General features: G+C 56.7%; 16 protein-coding genes and 1 rRNA gene. 5 read left to right on the top strand and 12 right to left on the bottom strand.

Annotated features, from left to right (window positions below; all coding sequences use genetic code 11):
- Positions 1-38: 38 nt before the first annotated feature.
- The 6 genes from ACUTQ5_RS21055 to ACUTQ5_RS21030 form a co-directional block, all read right to left on the bottom strand.
- Positions 39-1,688 (bottom strand): Na/Pi cotransporter family protein, encoded by a 1,650-nt coding sequence (locus ACUTQ5_RS21055; protein ID WP_445652827.1) that lies wholly within the window; start codon positions 1,686-1,688, stop codon positions 39-41.
- Positions 1,689-1,814: 126 nt separating this feature from the next.
- Entirely contained in the window at positions 1,815-2,807 is a 993-nt protein-coding gene (locus ACUTQ5_RS21050) for an ABC transporter ATP-binding protein (RefSeq protein WP_445652826.1), read from the bottom strand.
- A gap of 3 nt (positions 2,808-2,810) precedes the next feature.
- The gene (locus tag ACUTQ5_RS21045) at positions 2,811-3,596 is read right to left on the bottom strand and encodes an ABC transporter permease (RefSeq protein WP_445652825.1); all 786 of its coding nucleotides are present in this window, start codon (positions 3,594-3,596) and stop codon (positions 2,811-2,813) included.
- 17 nt (positions 3,597-3,613) lie between these two features.
- Positions 3,614-4,453, bottom strand: coding sequence for an ABC transporter permease (locus tag ACUTQ5_RS21040; protein WP_445652824.1), 840 nt, complete (start codon positions 4,451-4,453; stop codon positions 3,614-3,616).
- 9 nt (positions 4,454-4,462) lie between these two features.
- Positions 4,463-5,260 (bottom strand): alkaline phosphatase family protein, encoded by a 798-nt coding sequence (locus tag ACUTQ5_RS21035; RefSeq protein WP_445652823.1) that lies wholly within the window; start codon positions 5,258-5,260, stop codon positions 4,463-4,465.
- A gap of 11 nt (positions 5,261-5,271) precedes the next feature.
- Positions 5,272-6,333 (bottom strand): ABC transporter substrate-binding protein, encoded by a 1,062-nt coding sequence (locus ACUTQ5_RS21030; RefSeq protein WP_445652822.1) that lies wholly within the window; start codon positions 6,331-6,333, stop codon positions 5,272-5,274.
- A 191-nt stretch (positions 6,334-6,524) separates the two neighbouring features.
- Here ACUTQ5_RS21030 and ACUTQ5_RS21025 point away from each other — a divergent pair, with 191 nt between their 5' ends.
- Positions 6,525-7,250 carry a UTRA domain-containing protein gene (locus tag ACUTQ5_RS21025; protein WP_445652821.1) on the top strand — a complete coding sequence of 242 codons (726 nt, stop codon included), beginning with the start codon at positions 6,525-6,527 and terminating at the stop codon, positions 7,248-7,250.
- A 74-nt stretch (positions 7,251-7,324) separates the two neighbouring features.
- On the opposite strand, the gene metH is transcribed toward ACUTQ5_RS21025, so the two are convergent.
- Positions 7,325-11,020 carry a methionine synthase gene (gene metH / locus ACUTQ5_RS21020; RefSeq protein ID WP_445652844.1) on the bottom strand — a complete coding sequence of 1,232 codons (3,696 nt, stop codon included), beginning with the start codon at positions 11,018-11,020 and terminating at the stop codon, positions 7,325-7,327.
- A gap of 197 nt (positions 11,021-11,217) precedes the next feature.
- Between metH and iclR the strand changes: the two genes are divergently transcribed.
- The 4 genes from iclR to ACUTQ5_RS21000 all read left to right on the top strand — a co-directional run bounded on the left by iclR (position 11,218) and on the right by ACUTQ5_RS21000 (position 15,706).
- Positions 11,218-12,048, top strand: a complete 831-nt coding sequence (gene iclR / locus ACUTQ5_RS21015) for a glyoxylate bypass operon transcriptional repressor IclR (RefSeq protein ID WP_445652820.1) — start codon at positions 11,218-11,220, stop codon at positions 12,046-12,048.
- A 254-nt stretch (positions 12,049-12,302) separates the two neighbouring features.
- On the top strand, positions 12,303-12,842 hold the full coding sequence (gntK, locus tag ACUTQ5_RS21010; RefSeq protein WP_445652819.1) for a gluconokinase: 540 nt from the start codon (positions 12,303-12,305) through the stop codon (positions 12,840-12,842).
- A gap of 351 nt (positions 12,843-13,193) precedes the next feature.
- The gene (gene edd / locus ACUTQ5_RS21005; protein WP_445652818.1) at positions 13,194-15,008 is read left to right on the top strand and encodes a phosphogluconate dehydratase; all 1,815 of its coding nucleotides are present in this window, start codon (positions 13,194-13,196) and stop codon (positions 15,006-15,008) included.
- 56 nt (positions 15,009-15,064) lie between these two features.
- Positions 15,065-15,706 (top strand): bifunctional 4-hydroxy-2-oxoglutarate aldolase/2-dehydro-3-deoxy-phosphogluconate aldolase, encoded by a 642-nt coding sequence (locus tag ACUTQ5_RS21000; RefSeq protein ID WP_445652817.1) that lies wholly within the window; start codon positions 15,065-15,067, stop codon positions 15,704-15,706.
- 30 nt (positions 15,707-15,736) lie between these two features.
- Here the strand turns inward: ACUTQ5_RS21000 and aceK are convergent, their stop codons facing one another.
- The 5 genes from aceK to rrf all read right to left on the bottom strand — a co-directional run bounded on the left by aceK (position 15,737) and on the right by rrf (position 22,269).
- Positions 15,737-17,491: a bifunctional isocitrate dehydrogenase kinase/phosphatase gene (gene aceK / locus ACUTQ5_RS20995; RefSeq protein WP_445652816.1), complete on the bottom strand. Its 1,755-nt coding sequence runs from the start codon at positions 17,489-17,491 to the stop codon at positions 15,737-15,739.
- A 193-nt stretch (positions 17,492-17,684) separates the two neighbouring features.
- Positions 17,685-18,992, bottom strand: coding sequence for an isocitrate lyase (aceA, locus tag ACUTQ5_RS20990; protein WP_445652815.1), 1,308 nt, complete (start codon positions 18,990-18,992; stop codon positions 17,685-17,687).
- Positions 18,993-19,038: 46 nt separating this feature from the next.
- Positions 19,039-20,637, bottom strand: a complete 1,599-nt coding sequence (gene aceB, locus ACUTQ5_RS20985) for a malate synthase A (protein ID WP_445652814.1) — start codon at positions 20,635-20,637, stop codon at positions 19,039-19,041.
- Positions 20,638-21,025: 388 nt separating this feature from the next.
- The gene (gene metA, locus ACUTQ5_RS20980) at positions 21,026-21,955 is read right to left on the bottom strand and encodes a homoserine O-succinyltransferase MetA (protein ID WP_445652813.1); all 930 of its coding nucleotides are present in this window, start codon (positions 21,953-21,955) and stop codon (positions 21,026-21,028) included.
- Positions 21,956-22,153: 198 nt separating this feature from the next.
- A 5S ribosomal RNA gene (gene rrf, locus ACUTQ5_RS20975) occupies positions 22,154-22,269 on the bottom strand.
- Between the last annotated feature and the right edge of the window lie 34 nt (positions 22,270-22,303).

Here is a 22,303-nt window from a genome sequence, read left to right as displayed (position 1 = left end):
TCAAAATCAATGCCCCCGGTTCAGCCGGGGGCATTTTTTTACAGTGTGCTCGGGGTGTCCTCCCATTCGCGCTCATCATCCTTCTCATCCTGATCCAGCACGTTATACGCCACTGCGGCGAACAGGGAGTTCAGACGTTTCATGTCACCCAGCAATCCCAGATGCAGCGAACTGGTTTCGATGCTTTGCACGTTCTGTTGGTGCAGGCGATCGACGTGCGCATGCGCGTAGCGGCGATCCAGAATACGGAACCGGTGCTTGGAGCGTCGCAGCCGCTTGGCGCTGGTGAGGTCACCGGACAGGAACACCGACAGGCTTAGCCGCAGGTTGCCAATCAGTCGCTCATACAGCGTGTCCAGCTCCGCCAATCCTTCGGCCGAAAATGCCCGCCGCGCCGCATGTGACTTCGACGCGATATCGCCGGTCATGCGTTCGATGATGTCCCCGGCCTGTTCCAGGTTGAGCGCCATTTCAATGATTTCTGCCCAACGGCGCGAATCTTCTTCGCCCAGATCCTCTTTTTGGATCTGCGCCAGATACAGCTTGATGGCGGTGTACAGCACATCGACGTCATCGTCCAACCGGCGCACCTCTTTATCCTGCCCAATCTTGCCGTGCAGCACTTCGCGGTGCAGGATCATCATATGTTCCACCACGTCCCCCATGCGCAGAGTCTCACGCGCCGCATTGGCTAGCGCCAGCGTCGGCGTATCCAACGCACTGGCATCCAGATGCCGTGGTCGCAAGCGGGGATCGTCAGCCGCCACGTCGGCGATCAGCGTTTCGCACAGCCGCGCCATCGGTCCGGCCAGTGGGATCAGTACCAGGCAGCGGATCAGGTTGTAGAACACGTGGAAATAAATCACCAGCTCTTCGTTGCCACCAGGCAGCCGGGCCATCGCATCGGCCAGGTAAGAGACAAAGGGCAACACCAGCACACAACCGATCAGCTTGAACAGCAGGCTGCCGAGCGCCACCCGACGGCCGGCGGCATTCTGGCCGCTGGTGTTAATCACCGCCAACAGACCGCTGCCAAGATTGGCACCGATCACCAGACACAACGCCACTTTCAGTGAAATCACGCCGGAGGCGGTCAGGGTTGCCGTCAGCAGCACCGCCGCCAGGCTGGAATAGCTGACAATGGCGAACAATGCGCCGGTCAGGGCATCCAGCATCACATCGCCGGTCAATGACGAGAACAGGACCTTCACCCCCGCGCCCTGGGTAATTGGCGTTGCGGCAGCCACGATCAGCTCTAGCGCCAGGACAATCAGCCCCAGACCAATGCACACCCGGCCCATTTGGCCCACCCGAGTTTGCTTGCGGCTGAGAAACAGGAATACGCCGACCAGGATCAGCAGTGGAGACAACCAGGAGAGATCAAAGGTCAGTATTCGCGCCATCAGCGCGGTACCGACGTCGGCACCGAGCATAATCACCAGTGCAGGCGTCAGCCCCACCAGCCCTTGTGCGACGAAAGAAGTCACCAGCAGCGCAGTAGCGTTGCTGCTTTGCACCAGCGCGGTCACGCCGATGCCGGAGATGAACGCCAGCGGCTTTTTCTGCACGCTGTCGCTCAATACCCGACGCAAATTAGCGCCATAGACCCGCATAATCCCCGTGCGCACGATGTGGGTACCCCACACCAACAGCGCCACAGCAGAAAGCAGATGAAGAAGGGTCAACACGGAAAATACGCTCCATAAACGCCAGCAAGGCAACCGTTCTGCCGGGCGTTAAAGAACAGAACAGCGGCAACGGGGGGCAGACTGCCGCTGAAGGGAAGGGAAATTCCGTTTGTCAGCGGGAAAATGTCATGCAACTTCCCGTAATGTAACAGTTTCTAAGTGTAGTCCAATTTCACTGCCGTCGGGCCGCAAATCCTCGACCGAGCGGTTGAGCACGTCGACCAGCAACTCCACACCGCGGGCCTGAATCCGATAGCGCACCACGTTGCCCAACAGGCTGTGGTTGAGGATAGTGGCAGCAATACCCTGCCCGGCAGGCAGTAAAGTCATGGATTCCGGGCGAACAGCCACCTTACCGCGATAAGTGCTGCCGGTCAAAACCGACGCCTGCTCGGCGCTCAGCAGGTTGTAGTTGCCGATAAACCCGGCGGCGAAAACATCGGCCGGTTGGGTGTATAAGGTTTCCGCATCGCCGCTTTGTACAATTTGCCCCTTGTTCATCAGCACAATGCGATCCGACAACGTCAACGCCTCCTCCTGATCGTGGGTGACAAAGATCGCCGTCAGGTTCAGTTCACGCTGGATCCGACGGATCTGTTCGCGCAGGTGTTTACGAATGCGGGCATCGAGTGCCGAGAGCGGTTCATCGAGCAATAACAAGCGCGGACGGGTCACCAGGGATCGCGCCAGCGCCACCCGTTGGCACTGGCCGCCGGAAAGCTGATGCGGATAGCGCCTGGCCAGTTCGGTCAGTTCCACCAGGGCCAGCACCTCCTGTACCCGCTGCTGGATCTGCCCGATCGGCAGCTTTTGCATTTTCAGGCCAAACGCCACATTGCCTTCAACCGTCATGTTCGGGAACAGCGCATAGCTCTGAAACACCATACCGATACCGCGGTTCTGCGGGGATACCGGCACCAGATCCTGCCCCTGCAGCAGGATCTGCCCACTGTCGACCGAAGTCAGCCCGGCCAGACAGCGCAGCAGCGTAGACTTGCCGCAGCCGCTCGGCCCCAGCAACGTGACAAACTCGCCTTCTTCGGCAGTAAAATCGATCTCCTGAAACACCTGGGTCTGCCCATAATGTTTGTTAAGGCGAGTAACGTTGAGATAAGCCATGGGTTAGCCCTTATTTTTATTCAGTAAATTCGCCAACCAGGTGACGATAAGCACCACGGCGAAATATGAAATGACCAGTGCGCTGGTGAAATGGCCACTGCCGTTGCGCATGTTAAACAGGTAAACCTGCAGCGTTTCGTACTGGCTGCCTACCAGCAGGTTGGCGAAGACGAATTCGCCAATCAGGAAAGAGAACGACAGCAGCACGGCAATCATTCCACCCTTGCGCAGGTTCGGCAGCACCACCAACAGCGCCGCTTTCCAGGTGCTGGCACCCAACAAATGGGCGGCGTCCATCAGGTCACGCAGGTTAATCGCCTGCATGTTGTTGCTGATAGCGCGGTAAATAAACGGCAGCGCAATCGAGAAATAGCAGCCGATCAGGATCCATGGCGTCCCCAGTAACGGCAGCGGATCGGCGGCGAACAGTTGCATCAACCCCACCGCCGATACCACCGGTGGCACGGCGAATGGCAGCAGGATCAGCACATTCATCACCGCATCCAGCTTGGGGAAATAGTAAGCAATCACAAACATCATCGGCAAAATCACCATCACCGCCAGCACCAGAGTGCCAAAGCAGATCAGCAGCGAGTGCCATAGCGCCAGCAGGAAGCGCGGATCGCGCCATAACGCCACCAGCCATTTCAGGGTAAAACCGTCCGGCACTATGGTCGCGCCCCATTGGGTGGCCAGCGCATAAATCAGCGTCGCCGCCAGCGGTAACAGCAGGATCAGCAGCAGCAAGCCGCTCACTACGCGGTGATAGCCGGTTTCAAAACGCGACATGGCCGCCCTCCGCAATATTATGAGCGTGCATTAAGGTAACTCCTGCGCAGCAGCCACTGATGAATCAGAGTGATAAATGCCATCATCGCCACCAGCAGCATCGCCAGCGCACTGGCCAGGTTAGGTTCGAGGGAGATATCCCCCGCCACCAGTGCCGAAATACGTATCGGGATCACGTTGAAATTGCCGGTGGTCAGCGCATAGACCGTGGCATAGGCACCCAACGCATTGGCCAACAGGATGACAAAGGTCCCCATCAGGGCCGGTGCCAGCACCGGCAGGCCGATATGCCGCCAATAGCGCCACGGGCTGGCACCGAGCAAGGATGCCGATTCGCGCCAGTCTTCACGCAGCGCATCAAACGCCGGGTACAGCAGCAGCACGCCGAGCGGGATCTGGAAGTAGGTGTAGAGCACGATCAGCCCGGTTTTGGAGTAAAGGTTAAAACTCTCCATCAGGCCGTACTTGCGCAGCAATAGCGTCAGGCAGCCGTTTAACCCCAGCAGGATGACAAAGGCGAATGCCAGCGGCACCCCGGCGAAGTTGCTGGTCATGTTGGTAAACGACATCACAAAGTCATGGAACCGCGTCTGACCCAGTTGACGCAGTGAGTAACTGCCCACCAAGGCGATCAACAATCCATAAACGCTCGACCAGAGGGAAATCTCCAGCGAGAACTGAAACGCCTGCAGATAGAACGGCGAGGTCAGCACATCAACATAGTTGGCCAGCCCCCAGCCGCTGCTCTGGCTGAAAAAGCTGCTGACCGCAATCCACACCAGTGGCGCGATTTGGAACGCACCAAACAGCAGGATGAACGGCAACAGGCACAAAGCGGCAATCCACTTGGCTTTCATTAATCACCCTTATGCCAACAGCGCACGGCAACGCGGCTTGTTGTGTGCCACCTGCAGCACTTCGCACAGCGTGCCGCACAGGTCGGTTTGTTGCGGGTCGGCATCGTTTTGGCTAAATGCACTGCCGAAGACAAACAGCGGTACCTGACGTTCTTCCGCCAGCACGCCGCCGTGGCTGCGATCGTCATTCATGCCGTGATCGGCGGTGACCATCACCTGATAGCCGTCCGCCAACCAATCAGCCAAATAGCGCGACAGCACGCCGTCGGCATTACGCGCCGAATTGCGGTATTGCGGCGAAGACAGGCCGAAGCGGTGCCCGGCATCATCAATATTCATCGGGTGGATCAGCAAGAAATCGGGCTGATGACGACGGCGTAGGCTTTCGGCATCGTCAAACAGATGGGAATCCGGGTAGCGGTCGTCGTAATAAAAATGGCCGTGCTGGATCGGCAGCTCGGTATCGTCGGTATGGCGATCGCGGGCGGCATCAAACGGGGTGCGGTTATACAGCTCACTGAACCAATAGTAGGCCGCCGCCGCGGTAGTCAGCCCTGCGGCACGCGCATAGTGAAACACGCTTTGCTGCTGCGATAGGCGTGATACCTGATTATGCACCACGCCGCTCTCCACCGGCGGCACGCCGGTGAGGATGCACTCATACAGCGGCCGGGAGAGCGAGGGTAGCTCGCTCTCCAGCTGATACAACCGCCCGCGCCCTGCCGCACATTCGGCCTGCAGGTAGCCCATAGCGTCATGCGCCACCTGATAGTTCAGACCGTCCAGCAGTACGAGGATCGTTTTCATAAAGGCTTAGCTCACTGCTGCATAAACATAATGACGTTTTCCTGCCACATACGCGGCAGCGTTTTGGCGCTTTGCTCCCAGGCCGCTGGATCGGCGATTGGGTGAGCGTTTTTATACTGTTCGGCCGGCAGCAGCTTGGCTTTGACATCGTCTGGCAGCGTCAGATGTTCGGCACGGATAGGGCGGGCATAGCCACGCGCCAGGTTGATCTGGCCGGCGTCGGAGAAGATGTATTCACGCGCCAGTTTGGCGGCATTCGGGTGCTTGGCGTATTTGTTGATGATAGTGGTGTAGCCGGAGGTGATTGAGCCGTCGGACGGGATCAGCACTTCAAAACGGGTTTTGTCGATCTGGTCACGGTAGTTAAGGCCGTTAAAGTCCCAGACTACGCCGACCTGCACTTCGCCTTTTTCCAGTGAGGCGATCACCGGGTTGCTCAGGCTCAGACGTCCGGCTTTCGCCAGCTTGCCGAAGAATTCCAGGCCCGGCTTCAGGTTCTTCTCATTGCCGCCCATGGCGTAAGTTGCCGCCAATACGCCGCTGGCCGCCTGCGAGGCGGTACCTACGTCACCGATAGTGACCTGATAAGTTCCTTTCAGCAGATCCTCCCAGCTATGCGGGACCTCTTTCACCTGTTGCTTGTTGATGATGAAAGCAATGGTGCCGGTATAGGCCAGCGCCCAATGACCGTCTTTGTCTTTCGCCCAGTCAGGCACCTGATCCCAGGTGGATGGCTTGTACGGCTGGGTCACCCCTTTTTGTACCGCGATCGGGCCGAATGCTGCGCCCACATCACCAATATCCGCCGTAGCGTTGCTCTTTTCGGCATCAAACTTGGCGATTTCCTGCGCCGAGCTCATGTCGGTATCGGCATGCTTCAGGCCGTACTTGCTCAATAGATCCTGCCAGGTGTCTTTCCAGTTGGCCCAACTGTCCGGCATACCGACGCTATTGACTTCCCCTTCCTTCTTGGCAGCCTGTGCCAGCGCCGCCAGATCGGAATCGGCAGCCCAGCTCGCTTGGCTGGACAGGATAATGGCACTGGTTAACACAGAAGCGCACAAACGTTTCATAACTGATGCTCCGGGTGGTAGTGTGGAAGTGGCTGGACTAGTCCAGCAAGAACCAAGCCAATCTAACGGACGAATGTGATAATTATATGTCAGTCTAAAAAAGCAGCATTTTTATTGCATTCGGGCGTCACCGGAGCTTGCGTTGGTCTACCTTTAGCGGGGCAAAGCGCACTCAATTGGGGCAACTGTGCATGAATGATGTACCGACCACGGTGGCGGCGATCTGCCGGACGCTAACCGCCCGCATCGCCGACGGGGAGTTCAACGCCGACGGCAAACTGCCTTCCGAGCGAGCCCTGAGCGAACAGTTTTCCACCACCCGCATTACGCTGCAGGAAGCTCTCGGCCAGTTGGAGGCGCAGGGAGTGATTTACCGTCAGGTCAGGCGGGGCTGGTTTATTTCGCCGCCACGGTTGGTGTACAACCCGTTGCAGCGCAGCCACTTCCACGCCATGGCGCAGCAGCAAGGGCGCGATGCCCATACCGAAGTGATCGACGCCACCACGCTGCCGCTGTACGGCAGCCTGTGCCAACGGCTGGACCTGCCTTCCGGTAGCGAGGTCTACCGCATTCGCCGGTTGCGATATATTGACGGGCGGGCAGTGCTGTATTGCGAGCACTACCTCAACCCGACCTACTTTGCCGGTATCCTGGATGCCGATTTGACGCAGTCGCTGACCGCACTGTACGCGGAACGCTACGGCATTCGTTATGGACGGGTACGTTTCGATATGCTGCCCACCCTGCTGCCGCAGGAAGCAGCCACCATGCTGAAAGTGACCTACGGCAGCCCGGCGCTGTTTATTACCCGGGTTAACCGCGATCAGCACGATCGGGTGATTGATTGTGATTTGGAATACTGGCGTTACGACGCGCTGCACATTGACGTAGAGGTGGTGGCGAATGACGCGGGGTAAAAAAGTGGGCCAACGTGTTGGCCCCTGCGGAGAAATTAGCCGGTAGGGGTGCCGCATGCTGCGCCCTCACTGATTTAGTCGGCGTCGTAGCCGAGGTTGGGTGCCAGCCAGCGTTCAACCTCACTGACGCTCATGTCCTTACGCGCCGCATAATCTTCCACCTGATCACGCTGGAGCTGCGCTACCGCAAAATACTTGCTTTGCGGATGGCTAAAGTACCAGCCGGACACTGCCGCTCCTGGCCACATGGCGAAGGATTCGGTCAACACCATACCGGTGTGGCGATTCACATCCAGCAGGCGCCAGATTTCCGCTTTCTCGGTGTGTTCCGGGCAAGCCGGATAGCCCGGTGCCGGGCGGATACCCTGATAGTTTTCGCGGATCAGCTCTTCGTTACTGAGGTTCTCTTCAGCCGCGAAGCCCCAGTGCAGCTTGCGCACCTGCTCGTGCAGATACTCGGCGAAAGCCTCCGCCAGGCGATCCGACAGCGCCTTCACCATGATTTTATTGTAATCATCGTGCTGTGCATCATAGGCCGCCGCCAGTTCATCCTCTTCCAGACCGCCGGTCACCGCAAAAGCGCCGAAGTAGTCGGCCTTGCCGCTGCTTTTCGGCGCGACAAAGTCCGCCAGGCAGTAGTTCGGGAAGTCGGTTTTTTCCGTCTGCTGGCGCAGGTGGCGGCTGACCACCAGCACCTCTTCGCGGTTTTCGTCGCGATACACCTCAATGTCGTCACCGACGCGGTTGGCCGGGAACAAGCCATACACGCCGCGCGGATTGAGGCTGCTGTTGGCGGCCAGCATGTCCAGCATCTGGTTGGCATCGGCGAACAGACGCTTGGCCTCTTCACCCACCACCTCGTCTTCCAGAATCCGTGGATATTTGCCTGCCAGCGACCAGGTCATAAAGAACGGTGTCCAGTCGATGTACTGCCGCAGCGTCTCGATGCCGGCCTCTACCGCATGTACCCCAAGCTGCTTCGGCACCGGCGGCTGGTAGTTTTCCCAATCCAGCGCCATGGCGTTATCGCGCGCTTTTTGCAGGCTGACCGGTGGGGTGCGCGGTTTTTTACGCGCATGCTGGATACGCACGGTTTCGTATTCTTTGCGGGTGCGCGCCACAAAATCGTCGCGCTGAGTATCGGACAGCAAGGCCGACACCACGCCCACGGTGCGTGAGGCATTTTGCACGTAGGTGGTCGAGCCGCTGTAGTTCTGTTCAATCTTCACCGCCGTATGCGCCTTGGAGGTGGTCGCCCCGCCAATCAGCAACGGCAGGGTAAAGCCCTGGCGCTCCATCTCTTTGGCCACGTTGACCATTTCATCCAGCGACGGAGTGATCAGCCCCGACAGGCCGATGATGTCCACGTTCTGCTCGCGTGCGGTTTTCAGGATTTTCTCCGTCGGCACCATCACGCCCAGATCGACGATTTCGTAGTTGTTGCACTGCAACACGACTCCGACGATGTTTTTGCCGATGTCATGCACGTCGCCCTTCACCGTCGCCAGCAGGATTTTGCCCGCCGTGGTGCCTTTCTGCTTGCTGGCCTCAATGTAAGGCTCCAGATAAGCCACCGCCTGCTTCATCACGCGGGCGGACTTCACCACTTGCGGCAGGAACATCTTGCCTTCGCCGAACAGGTCGCCGACGACGTTCATGCCCGCCATCAGCGGCCCTTCGATCACTTCGATCGGGCGTTCCGCCCGCTGCCGGGCCTCTTCGGTATCCAGCTCGATAAACTCAGTGATCCCTTTCACCAGCGAGTATTCCAGCCGCTTTTCGACCGGCCAGCCGCGCCATTCCGCCTGCTGTACTGCCACTTCATTATCTTTGCTACCACGGTATTTTTCCGCCAGGTCCAGTAGCCGCTCTGTACCGTCGTCGCGGCGGTTGAGGATCACATCTTCTACCGCATCGCGCAGTTCTGCCGTCAGATCATCGTAGATCGCAAGTTGCCCGGCATTAACGATCCCCATGTCCATGCCGTTGCGGATCGCGTGATAAAGAAACACCGCGTGGATCGCCTCGCGTACTGGATCGTTACCGCGGAATGAGAACGACACATTGGACACTCCACCGGAGATCATCGCATGCGGCAGGTGGGTTTTGATGTCGGCACAGGCTTCGATAAAGTCGACAGCGTAGTTGTTATGCTCTTCAATACCGGTAGCAACGGCAAATATATTCGGGTCAAAAATGATGTCTTCCGGCGGGAAGCCGACGCGCTCGGTCAGAATTTTATAGGCACGGCGACAAATCTCGAACTTGCGCTCGCGGGTATCCGCCTGGCCCACTTCGTCAAATGCCATCACCACTACCGCCGCACCGTAACGACGCACCAGTCTGGCGTGATGAATAAAGGCTTCTTCGCCCTCTTTCATCGAGATCGAGTTAACGATACCTTTGCCCTGGATGCACTTCAGCCCCTTTTCTATCACCGACCATTTGGAGGAGTCGATCATGATCGGCACACGGGCAATATCCGGCTCACCGGCGATCAGGTTGAGGAAGCGCACCATCGCCGCTTCGGCGTCGAGCATCCCCTCATCCATGTTGATATCGATAATCTGTGCGCCGCTTTCCACCTGCTGACGGGCAACGTCCAGTGCTTCGCTGTATTTCTCTTCTTTGATCAGCCGCTTAAAACGGGCGGAGCCGGTGACGTTGGTGCGCTCGCCGACGTTGACGAACAGCGTTTTGGCGTCGATATTCAACGGCTCAAGGCCGGCCAGGCGACAGGCTACCGGGATCTCCGGTAGTTGGCGCGGTGGTACGCCCGCCACGGCCTTGACCATCGCGGCAATGTGTTCCGGCGTGGTACCGCAGCAACCACCGATAATATTCAGGAAGCCGGCCTGCGCCCACTCGCCGACCTGTTTCGCCATCTCTTGCGCGTCCAGATCGTATTCGCCGAAGGCGTTGGGCAACCCGGCGTTGGGATGAGCGGTGACGTAACTTTCCGAGATACGCGACAGCTCAGCAACGTATTGGCGCAGCTCGTCCGGGCCCAGCGCACAGTTCAGGCCAAAGCTCAGCGGTTTGACGTGGCGCATCGAATTATAGAAGGCTTCGGTGGTCTGGCCCGACAGGGTACGACCAGAGGCGTCGGTAATGGTGCCGGAAATCATGATCGGCAGCGCCACGCCCAGGGCTTCAAATTCGGTTTCCACCGCAAAAGCGGCGGCTTTGGCGTTCAGGGTATCGAAGATGGTTTCGATCATGATCAGATCGACGCCACCTTCCACCAGCGCGCGCGTTGATTCGCGGTAGGCTTCCACCAGCTCATCGAAAGAAACATTACGGAACGCCGGATCGTTGACGTTCGGTGAAATAGAGGCGGTACGGTTGGTCGGGCCCAGTACTCCGGCCACATAACGTGGCTTTTCTGGCGTGCGTGCGGTCCATTCATCGGCACAGGTACGCGCCAGGCAGGCGGCCTGATAGTTAATCTCGGCGGACAGCGACTCCATATGGTAGTCGGCCATGGCGATGGACGTGGAGTTGAAGGTATTGGTTTCGAGAATGTCGGCCCCCGCTTCCAGGTAGCCGTAGTGAATGGCGGTGATCACTTCTGGTTTGGTTAACACCAGCAGGTCATTATTGCCTTTCAGATCGCTCCGCCAGTCGGCAAAACGCTCGCCACGAAAGTCACTTTCTTCCAGACGATAGCTCTGGATCATGGTGCCCATGCCGCCGTCCAACACTAAAATTCGCTGCGCTAACTGCCGGCGCAGTTGTTCTACTCGATTTGTCACTGTAGCCCCTTCAATTACCGATCCAGCCCATCGCTCAATTGCTGCAAAAACCAACGAGCCATCCTAGCACAGGTGCAATGGCAAAGGGGTGAGCGCTAATTGAGAGTTTTTCAGGTTGCCGAGCAACAGATCCGATGAGCTGACTGGCGGCTTGCAATTCACACGTAAAAAACGAAAATGAATTCCATCATACGGAAAAAGGAACATGAATTATGGTCACCCCTGCTCCTGCCAAACGTGGCAAAAAGCCCCGTACTGCATCCCCGACCGCCAGTGCGGCGACCGGTCAGGTACAGTCGCTGACCCGTGGTCTGAAATTATTGGAATACATTGCCGAAGCCCAGGGCAATGTCGCGCTAACCGATCTGGCCCAACAGGCCGGCTTGCCGAATTCCACCACCCACCGCCTGCTCACCACCATGCAACAGCAAGGGTTCGTACGGCAGGTGGGCGATTTGGGCCTGTGGACCATCGGTTCACACGCCTTTGTGGTCGGCAGCAGCTTTTTGCAGAGTCGTAATCTTTTGGCGATGGTGCACCCAACGCTGCGTCGCCTGATGGAAGAGTCCGGCGAGACGGTTAATCTGGCGGTGCTGGATACCAGCGAGTATCAGGCCATTATTATCGATCAGGTACAGTGCACCGCGTTAATGCGCATGTCGGCACCGATCGGCGGTAAACTGCCGATGCACGCTTCCGGCGCGGGGAAAGCCTTTCTTTCCACCCTGCCGGATGAGCAGGTCACCAAACTGCTGCATAAAAAGGGCATGCAAACCTACACCCAACATACCCTGACGCCGCACAACCTGAAAGAAGGGCTGGCGCAAATTCGCAAGCAGGGCTTTTCCTTTGACGACGAAGAACATGCGCTCGGCCTGCGCTGCGTAGCAGCCTGCATCTTCGACGAGCACCGTGAAGCTTTCGCCGCCATCTCCATCTCCGGTCCGGTGTCTCGTATCACCGACAACCGCGTGACTGAGCTGGGCGCGCTGGTGATCCATGCGGCGAAAGAGATCAGCCTGGAATATGGCGGCGTGCGTTAAACATAGCCCTCTCTGGGGTGCAGTTTCTGCGCCCCGGCCTGTTTCGCCCTCTGCTGTTGTCAGCGTGTAAAATGCTGTGCCGATCCTGTTTCCCTCCCCCAATAAAAACTTGAAGCCGATCACAGTTACCGATCCTGCCTGCGAAAGCCCATTGCAACCGGTGAAACTTCCTCCGACAATGTTACCGATAACATGTTACCGGTAACATATCAATTTAAAGCCTGTGACGCCACCCGGTGTTTTGGAGCCAAACCATGAGCAAGAATCAAAATCGTATTTACGTTGTGATGGGTGTGTCCGGCAGCGGCAAGTCCGCTGTCGCCGCCGCCGCCGCTCGCCAACTGTCCGCTAACTTTCTCGACGGCGATTTTCTGCATCCGCGCAGTAATATCCTGAAGATGGCCTCCGGCGCAGCACTGAACGACGAAGATCGCGCCCCGTGGTTGGCCGCGCTCAACAATGCCGCTTTCGCCATGCAGCGGACCAACAGCGTGTCGCTCATCGTCTGCTCCGCGCTAAAAAAACATTACCGCGACCGTCTCCGTACTGGCAACGATAACCTGTCGTTCATCTATCTGCATGGCGACTTCTCGGTTATCGAGTCTCGCCTGGCGGCACGCAACGGTCACTTCTTCAAACCGCAAATGCTGATCACCCAGTTTGCCACTCTGGAACAACCGGGTGCTGACGAACCCGATGTGATAGCGGTCGACATCAACCAACCGTTGGCAGCAGTGATCGCCGATACCGTACGCCATATTCAGAGCTCCCTGCCGCAGGATGTGTGCGCGTGAACACTCTGATGTTGGCTGGTACCGCAGCAGGCTCGGCTTTACTGTTGTGATTCCTGGTCATGAGGGCACGCCTGCACGCTTTTGTCGCACTGAAGTTGGTATTCATCGTCACCGACATCTTCTCCGACACGCTGCAAGTTCACATTACCAACACCGTGTAAAAAAGCATGAGCTTCCTGTCAGGCTTGGTAACGCTGGGTGAGGCGCTGCTCAGCCTCGACGTTCTCGGTCTGCTCGCTTTCACGGTATTTTAAGCCCTAAATCGCCCCGCTCTTGCACACCAGGGTTGCAATTCATCACCGGGGGCACCGCCACAGGCGGCAACAATAACAATAGCAATGTGAGGAAGGCATGATTAATCCCACCCTATCCCGTGTCACACAACGCATCATCGACCGTTCCAAATCGAGCCGCGCCACCTATCTGGCGCGCATCGAAGCGGCCCGTTCCCAAACCGTACACCGCGCGCAATTGGCCTGTGGCAACCTTGCCCACGGCTTCGCTGCCTGCCAGCCGGATGACAAAACTGCGCTGAAGAATATGGTGCGCAGCGATATCGCCATCATTACCGCTTATAACGACATGTTGTCTGCCCACCAGCCCTACGAAAACTACCCACAAAAGCTGAAACAGGCACTGCACGCGGTAGGGGCTGTCGGCCAAGTGGCTGGCGGCGTCCCGGCGATGTGCGACGGTGTGACTCAAGGGCAGGACGGCATGGAGCTGTCGCTGATGAGTCGTGACGTGATCGCCATGTCGTCCGCCATCGGCCTGTCGCACAATATGTTCGACGGCGCGTTGTTCCTCGGCATCTGCGACAAAATCGTGCCGGGACTGGTGATGTCCGCCCTGTCCTTCGGCCATTTACCGGCGCTGTTTGTCCCCGCCGGCCCGATGAGCAGCGGCTTGCCGAACAAAGAGAAAGTCCGGGTGCGCCAACTGTATGCCGAAGGCAAGGCCGACCGTCTGGCACTGCTGGAGGCCGAGGCCGCCTCCTACCATGGCATCGGCACCTGCACCTTCTACGGCACCGCCAACACCAACCAAATGGTGATGGAAGTGATGGGGCTGCACCTGCCGGGGGCCTCTTTCGTCCACCCTGATACACCGCTGCGCGATGCATTGACCGACGCGGCCGCACGTCAGGTCACTCGCCTGACCGAAACCGCCGGTAACTATCTGCCGATCGGCCGACTGGTGGATGAGAAGGTGGTGGTGAACGGTATCGTTGCGCTGTTGGCTACCGGTGGCTCCACCAATCTGACCATGCACATGGTGGCAATGGCGCGCGCCGCCGGCATCATTATCAACTGGGATGACTTCTCCGAACTATCGGACGCGGTGCCATTGTTATGCCGCATCTACCCGAACGGCCCGGCGGATATCAACCAATTCCAGGCCTCGGGCGGCGTAGCCCTGGTGGTGCGCGAACTGTTGAAACACGGGCTGCTGCACGAAGACGTACATACCGTGGCCGGTTTTGGCCTGACCCGCTACACCCAGGAACCCTGGCTGGATAATGGTCAACTTGCCTGGCGTGAGGGCACGGAAGTGTCTCTCGACGCCAAAGTTATCGCCAGCGTGGCCGAGCCTTTCGAGCACCACGGCGGTACCAAGGTGCTGGCCGGTAATCTCGGCCGGGCGGTAATGAAAACCTCGGCTGTCCCCGCCGAAAACCAGATTATCGAAGCGCCGGCGGTGGTATTTGAAAGTCAGCATGACATCGTTCCGGCGTTTGAAGCCGGCAAACTGGATCGCGATTGTGTGGTGGTGGTGCGCTTCCAAGGGCCACAGGCCAATGGCATGCCAGAACTGCACAAACTGATGCCGCCGCTGGGCGTATTGATGGACCGTGGCTTTAAAGTGGCCCTGGTAACCGATGGCCGTCTGTCCGGCGCTTCCGGCAAGGTTCCGTCCGCCATTCACGTGACCCCGGAAGCCTACACCGGTGGCATGCTGGCCAAGGTGCAAAACGACGACCTGATCCGCGTGAACGGCCGCACCGGCGAGCTGGCATTGTTGGTCGATGCCGACCTGCTGGCCCAGCGCGCACCTTATCAACCTGACCTGAGCGCAGAACATATCGGCTGTGGCCGTGAACTGTTCGGCGCCTTGCGCAGCCAGCTTTCCGGTGCCGAACAGGGTGCCTGCTGCATTAAATTTTAACCGAAAGCATGGCCACACAGCCTGACGGCGGCGGCCATAACTGGAGAAAAACGTTAATGAACAATTGGAAGACAAGCGCAGAGCAGATCCTGATGGCCGGACCTGTGGTCCCGGTGATCGTCATCAGCAAACTGGAACATGCGGTACCGTTGGCGAAAGCCCTGGTCGCCGGTGGCGTGCGGGTATTGGAAGTGACGCTGCGCACCGCCTGCGCGATGGACGCGATCCGTGCGATTGCCAAAGAAGTGCCGGACGCAATTATCGGTGCCGGTACCGTCATTAATCCACAGCAACTGCAGGAAGTGACCGACGCCGGCGCACAGTTCGCCATCAGCCCAGGCCTGACCGCCGATCTGCTGAAAGCGGCCACTACCGGGTCTATTCCGTTAATTCCCGGTATTTGTACCGTGTCGGAACTGATGCTGGGGATGGATCACGGCCTGCGCGAGTTTAAATTCTTCCCAGCGGAAGCCAACGGTGGCGTGAAAGCGCTGCAGGCCATCAGTGGCCCGTTCCCGCAGGTACGCTTCTGCCCAACCGGCGGCATCTCACCGAACAACTACCGTGACTATCTGGCACTGAAAAGCGTGCTGTGCATCGGCGGCTCCTGGCTGGTACCGGCAGATGCACTGGAAAGCGGTGACTACGCACGCATCACCGAATTGGCGCGCGCCGCCGTTGCGGGTGCAAAAGCGTAATCTTGTCGGGCGCGGTAATCAACCGCGCCCTTATGCAGTCGCCGATGTCGCGGGCAGCGCCGCACCACTACGCTGGCTGAAACGCCGCTTTTTGCGGTAAGCAAACACGTCTTCCACATGCCCATCGCGGATGCGCTGTTGCAACCCGCGCCAGTAATCGGCCTCGAACAGGTCACGATGCATCTCTTCAAACACCTGCCGAATGCGCCGATCGCCACACAGGAAATGCCTGAACTCCTCCGGGAATACATCATTGGGTGACACGCTGTACCAGGGTTCGCTGGCCAACTCGTCTTCCGGATAGCGCGGTGGTGGAATATCGCGGAAGTTGACCTCGGTCATGTAGCAAATCTCATCGTAGTCATAGAACACCACCCGCCCGTGCCGGGTCACACCAAAATTTTTGAACAGCATATCGCCGGGGAAAATATTGGCGGCGGCCAGCTGCTTGATGGCATTACCGTATTCTTCTATCGCATCGCGCATCTGCTGTTCATCGGCCTGCTCCAGATATAGATTCAGCGGCGTCATGCGTCGTTCCATATACAGATGCTTGATCGCGATGCGATCGCCCAGATCCTCCAGTTTGTCCGGCACCTCCCGCTGCAGTTCCGCCAGCAGCTCGGGACTGAGTCGCGCCTTGTCGACGACAAAGTTTTCGTACTCCTGGGTATCCGCCATGCGCCCTACGCGGTCGTGTTCTTTCACCAGTTGGTAGCAGGCCATCACCTGCGCCTGCGTCACCTCTTTTTGTGGCGCAAACTCATCCTTGATCACCTTGAATACCCGATCGAAAGAAGGCAGGGTAAACACCAGCATCACCATGCCCTTCACCCCCGGCGCGATGATGAACTGCTCCTGCGAGCCACTCATAAACGTCAGGTACTCACGGTAACATTCTGTTTTTCCATGCTTCTGGCAACCAATCGCCATATACAGCTCGGCGGTGGTTTTGCCCGGCAGTATTTCACGCAGCCACTCGACCAATGCCGCCGGCAGGGGCGCGTAAACCATAAAATAGGAGCGGGCGAAGCCGAATACGATGCTGGCCTCAGCCTTGCTGGTCAGGCAGGTATCAATAAACAAGGCGCCGGAATCACTGTGATGGATCGGCAGCAGGAAAGGATAGACCCGGCCTGTCACTCGCAATTTCCCCACCAGCCAGGCCGCCTTGTTGCGGTAAAACAGCTCATTGGCGATCTGGAACGTCGCGCCGGCCAATTGCTGCGCGCTAAAACTCTGCTGCAAGGCCAGCGTGATGTAATCAATATCGCGCGATAAATTTTCCCATGGCAACCGCAGAGGCAAGTCGGTCAGCAGGTTGTACAGCATTGCCGAGACGTCACCGTTGGCGGTGAAATCGCGTGATAGTGGACGTGGGATATCACGAAAGCGCCCTTCTGGCTGGGAGCTGAAAACAAACAGTTTTTCCGGCGTCAGATCGCGATGCCTAAACAGCCGACAGTAGACCGAATTGAAGAAGCTTTCGGCAATCTCAAAACGTGGGTACTCCGGCAGCAGATCGGTATACACCGCCTTCACCCGGCTGGGGAAGTCTGCATCAAAATACTGTTGCCCGGTGATGCACTTCAGTTGCTCCACCACCAAGCCGACGTGATGATCGTACAGGTGGATTCGTTTTTTCATTGCCTGCTGTACTGCCGGCCAGTCCGCCCGCTCAAAACGCTGCTGCGCACCGGCGGTCACCTCCAGAAAGCGGCCGTACTGTGCATCAAAGCCCTGCAAGATCGTCTGCGCAATCAACAGCTCCAGTTTTGCCGCCATCCTTACCTCCCGCCAGAAAATAGAGCCTGCATAAGCAGGCCGAGACTGCTGACAAAGTCCACTGCGGTTAAAAGTTCTGATCTGAGAGCGAATAAAAACAAAGGATTATATCTTCTGATTTACCCCAAACACCCGAAAACCACGTTTTTCGGGTGTTTGTCATCAATCTGGCCCTGGTTTACGCGTGGCAGTATCAGAACTGCTGTTCTTCCGTAGAACCGGTCAATGCCGTCACTGAGGAGGCTCCGCCCTGAATAATGGTGGTTACCTTGTCGAAGTAACCGGTACCCACTTCCTGTTGGTGTGAGGCAAAGGTATAACCGCGAGCCACGGCGTCGAATTCCGGCTGCTGTACTTTTTCGACGTAGTGCTTCATGCCCTCACCCTGTGCATAGGCGTGTGCCAGGTCAAACATGTTGAACCACATGCTGTGGATGCCCGCCAGCGTGATGAACTGGTACTTGTAACCCATCGCCGACAGCTCTTCCTGGAAGCGAGCAATCGTCTGGTCGTCCAGGTTCTTTTTCCAGTTGAATGACGGCGAGCAGTTGTACGCCAGCAGTTTGCCCGGGAATTTGGCATGGATTGCATCGGCAAAGCGCTTAGCTGCCTGCAAATCCGGGGTGGAAGTTTCACACCACACCAGGTCAGCATATGGGCAATAGGCCAGTCCACGGCTGATCGCCTGCTCAACACCGGCGTGGGTGCGGAAGAAACCTTCGGCAGTGCGTTCACCGGACACAAATTCGCGATCGTACGGGTCGCAGTCAGAAGTCAGCAAATCGGCAGCATCAGCGTCAGTACGCGCAATAACCAGCGTCGGCACGCCGAGCACATCGGCTGCCAGACGTGCAGCAACCAATTTCTGGATCGCTTCCTGGGTCGGCACCAGCACTTTGCCACCCATATGACCGCATTTTTTCACCGCCGCCAGTTGGTCTTCGAAGTGCACCCCGGCAGCACCGGCTTCAATCATCGCCTTCATCAGTTCGAAGGCATTCAGCACGCCACCAAACCCGGCTTCGGCATCGGCGACGATCGGCAGGAAGTAGTCGGTGTAGCCTTTGCTGCCCGGTTCAATTTTGTTGGCCCACTGGATCTGATCGGCACGGCGGAAAGTATTGTTGATACGCTCAACCACACCCGGTACAGAGTCAACCGGGTACAGCGACTGGTCCGGGTACATCGCAGACGCCGTGTTGGCATCCGCCGCCACCTGCCAGCCAGACAGATAAATTGCCTCGACACCCGCCTTGGCCTGCTGCAACGCCTGGCCGCCGGTCAGCGCTCCCAGGCTGTTGACGTAGCCTTTGCGTGATTTACCGTGCAGCAGTTCCCACAGCTTGGCGGCACCGTTCTGTGCCAGAGTGCAAACCGGGTTAACCGAACCGCGCAGGTTGATGACGTCTTCCGCGCTGTACGGGCGGGTGATACCTTCCCAGCGATCTGATTTCCATTCCTGTTCCAGTTGTTGAATCTGTTGAGCACGAGAGGTAGACATAATTTTATCCTTTTCAATAATGTAGGGTTAATGTTCAGGAATGTTTTCAGGCCAGTAATTCGTAGCCGGGCAATGTCAGGAAATCGATCAACTCATCTGAAACGGTGATTTTCTCCATCAGACGAGCGGCCTCGGTAAAGCGCCCATGACTAAAACGTTGCTCACCGAGTTCTTCTTGAATAACGAGAACTTCTTCGGCAAGCATTTGACGGAACAGTGCTTTAGTGACTAATTGCCCATTGCTGAGAGATTTTTCATGATGGATCCATTGCCAGATTGAGGTACGGGAAATTTCTGCCGTTGCCGCATCTTCCATCAGACCGTAAATCGGTACGCAGCCATTGCCAGAGATCCAGGCCTCGATGTATTGCACCGCCACGCGAATGTTGGCGCGCATGCCAGCTTCCGTCCGCTCGCCGTCGCACGGTTCCAGCAGTTGCGCAGCGCTGATCGGCGCATCGTTTTCACGCAGCACTTCCAGCTGGTTGCGGCGCTCACCGAGCACCCGGCTGAACACCTCCATCACGGTATCTGCCAGCCCCGGATGCGCCACCCAAGTGCCGTCATGACCATTATTGGCCTCCATCTCTTTATCCGCCCGCACCTTGTTCAGCACCCAGGCATTCTTCTCTGCGTCTTTGCTCGGTATAAACGCCGCCATACCGCCCATGGCAAAGGCACCGCGCTTGTGGCAGGTCTTGATCAGCAACCGGGAATAGGCGCTGAGGAATGACTTGTCCATGGTGACCGACTGACGATCCGGCAATACCCGGTCAGCATGGTTTTTCAGCGTCTTGATGTAGCTGAAGATGTAATCCCAACGGCCGCAATTCAGACCGACGATATGATCGCGCAGGTGGTAGAGGATCTCGTCCATCTGGAATACTGCCGGCAGCGTTTCAATCAGCACCGTGGCTTTGATCGTGCCGCGTGGCAGAGAGAAACGATCTTCGGCAAAGCTGAAGACTTCGCTCCACCAGGCCGCTTCCTGCCAGGACTGGGTTTTAGGCAGGTAGAAATAAGGGCCGCTGCCTTTAGCCAGCAGTTGACGATAGTTATGGAAGAAATACAGCGCAAAATCGAACAGGCCACCGGGGATCGCTTCCCCCTGCCACTGCACGTGTTTTTCCGGCAAATGCAGGCCGCGTACGCGCGCAATCAACACCGCCGGGTTCGGTTTTAACTGATAAATCTTGCCGGCTTCATTGGTGTAAGAAATGGTGCCGTTCACCGCGTCATGCAGGTTGATTTGGCCGTCGATGACTTTGTCCCAGCTCGGCGCCAGTGAGTCTTCGAAGTCAGCCATAAACACCTTCACATTAGCGTTCAGGGCGTTGATGACCATCTTGCGTTCAACAGGGCCAGTAATTTCCACGCGGCGATCACGCAGATCATCAGGAATACCACGAACTTTCCATTCACCGTTACGAATGGAACTGGTTTCCGAAATAAAATCAGGAAGCTCTCCTTGATCGATCTTCTGCTGCCAGCAGACACGCGCAGCCAACAGTTTGTTGCGCTGTGGAGTAAATTTACTCACCAATTCCACCAGGAATTCGACTGCGTCATCCGTCAACACCTGCCGTTCAGCAGCGCTAAAACCCTGCGTAAACGTTAATTCCGTGCCTACTATCTGTTGCGTCATTGTCTTGCTCCTTCCTATCGTTGCGCACCGCCGTTGCCATTCAGCCGGCGCATCTTCATCAGAAATCAGTGCGGATCAGGGCATATAAAAACGATCCCTAACTGGTCAGATCTCTTCTCTCTGAATCTAAGAATACTCAACTAAAAATAAAAATCAAAAACCATTTCCATTTTATTATAAAATATTTTATTAACCTTTTATTATCAATTAGTTAATAATCATAACAACAGACACTGTTAAGGAAACCGGTTCCACAGTAGCGTTGAAATTAATTTAAGTCTTTGTAAGAAAATGGTTTTTACTATAGAAAGTGTGAAATGAGGAAGACAGGTGGGGGAAGAGATGACGTCGGCGGCCTCGATTCAGCCGCCGATTAGGGTAAAAAGGATTACTCGAGGGTTGGGTTCATATGGCGCAGATCGTACGGCGTGATCTGGTAAACATAGTAGTTGAGCCAGTTGGCAAACAGCAGATGGCCATGGCTTCGCCAGGAGGCTTTGGGTGTGAGTTCGGGATTATCATCGGGGAAGTAATTCAGCGGTACCACAGGATTAAGACCTGCATCGTTATCGCGACTATACTCGCCAGCTAACGTTAGCGCATCATACTCCGGGTGTCCGGTCACAAACGCCAGCCGCTTGTCCTTACTGGCGAACAAATAGGCCCCGGTTTGCTCTGATTCAGCCAGGATATCCAGATCCGTATACTGACGGATAATTTCTGTCGGGAAGTCCGCATAGCGTGAATGCGGAGCCAGGAAGGTATCATCAAAGCCACGGGTCAGCAGCGCATGCTGTTGCAGTGTTTGATGCTGATAAACCCCCGACAGTTTCACTTCACGCGTCATCTTCGGAATACCATACAGAATGTTCAATGCCGCCTGCACCGCCCAGCATACAAACAGTGTGGAGGTGACGTGATTCTTGGCCCAGTCGATGACACGCTCAATCTGCGGCCAGTAGGCAACGTCACAGAAATCAACCAACCCTAGCGGTGCACCAGTGACAATCAATCCGTCGAAGTTCTCATCCTGAATATCTTCAAAATCACAGTAGAAGTTGTTCAGATGCTCCGCCGGCGTATTCTTCGACTCACGGCTATCGATACGCAACAGTTGGATGTCAATTTGCAGAGAAGAGTTGGAAAGCAGGCGTAAAAACTGATTTTCCGTCTCGATTTTCTTGGGCATCAGGTTAAGGATAAGCACTTTCAACGGCCTGATTTCCTGTGTTTTTGCCCGAGAGGATGTCATCACAAAGACATTCTCGTTGCGCAAAAAACTAACCGCAGGTAACTCATCAGGAACACGAATCGGCATTACTTAATCCTCATATATCCGCTTAAACGTTTAGACATCCAGATGCCCGAAGATAGCGTTTTTTTAGCAAGATGTCGAGTGTTCAACCGGAAGGTGAAAATGTTTCATTGCCTTGGCATAGACAGGATTTATACGTTTTAGGAAAGCACAAAGCAAAAAGCCCCATGCTTTCGCATGAGGCTTCTTACTTTTTTTGATGCTTGGCAGTGTCCTACTCTCGCATGGGGAGACCCCACACTACCATCGGCGCTACGGCGTTTCACTTCTGAGTTCGGCATGGGGTCAGGTGGGACCACCGCGCTATTGCCGCCAAGCAAATTCTTTTAATTCTTTTCGCCGAACTTCTAA

The organism is Serratia sp. NA_112.1 (assembly GCF_052691715.1).
Note: the sequence above shows the minus strand (reverse complement) of the source record. Positions and strands in the feature narration are given on the sequence as shown.

What these genes read in the sequence shown, in the direction of transcription:
- ACUTQ5_RS21000 (WP_445652817.1), top strand. Translation starts at nt 15,065, where the DNA reads ATGAACAATTGGAAGACAAGCGCAGAGCAGATCCTGATGGCCGGACCT.
- aceK (WP_445652816.1), bottom strand. Translation starts at nt 17,491, where the DNA reads ATGGCGGCAAAACTGGAGCTGTTGATTGCGCAGACGATCTTGCAGGGC.
- edd (WP_445652818.1), top strand. Translation starts at nt 13,194, where the DNA reads ATGATTAATCCCACCCTATCCCGTGTCACACAACGCATCATCGACCGT.
- metA (WP_445652813.1), bottom strand. Translation starts at nt 21,955, where the DNA reads ATGCCGATTCGTGTTCCTGATGAGTTACCTGCGGTTAGTTTTTTGCGC.
- aceB (WP_445652814.1), bottom strand. Translation starts at nt 20,637, where the DNA reads ATGACGCAACAGATAGTAGGCACGGAATTAACGTTTACGCAGGGTTTT.
- ACUTQ5_RS21040 (WP_445652824.1), bottom strand. Translation starts at nt 4,453, where the DNA reads ATGAAAGCCAAGTGGATTGCCGCTTTGTGCCTGTTGCCGTTCATCCTG.
- ACUTQ5_RS21025 (WP_445652821.1), top strand. Translation starts at nt 6,525, where the DNA reads ATGAATGATGTACCGACCACGGTGGCGGCGATCTGCCGGACGCTAACC.
- gntK (WP_445652819.1), top strand. Translation starts at nt 12,303, where the DNA reads ATGAGCAAGAATCAAAATCGTATTTACGTTGTGATGGGTGTGTCCGGC.
- ACUTQ5_RS21035 (WP_445652823.1), bottom strand. Translation starts at nt 5,260, where the DNA reads ATGAAAACGATCCTCGTACTGCTGGACGGTCTGAACTATCAGGTGGCG.
- aceA (WP_445652815.1), bottom strand. Translation starts at nt 18,992, where the DNA reads ATGTCTACCTCTCGTGCTCAACAGATTCAACAACTGGAACAGGAATGG.
- ACUTQ5_RS21050 (WP_445652826.1), bottom strand. Translation starts at nt 2,807, where the DNA reads ATGGCTTATCTCAACGTTACTCGCCTTAACAAACATTATGGGCAGACC.
- ACUTQ5_RS21030 (WP_445652822.1), bottom strand. Translation starts at nt 6,333, where the DNA reads ATGAAACGTTTGTGCGCTTCTGTGTTAACCAGTGCCATTATCCTGTCC.
- iclR (WP_445652820.1), top strand. Translation starts at nt 11,218, where the DNA reads ATGGTCACCCCTGCTCCTGCCAAACGTGGCAAAAAGCCCCGTACTGCA.
- ACUTQ5_RS21045 (WP_445652825.1), bottom strand. Translation starts at nt 3,596, where the DNA reads ATGTCGCGTTTTGAAACCGGCTATCACCGCGTAGTGAGCGGCTTGCTG.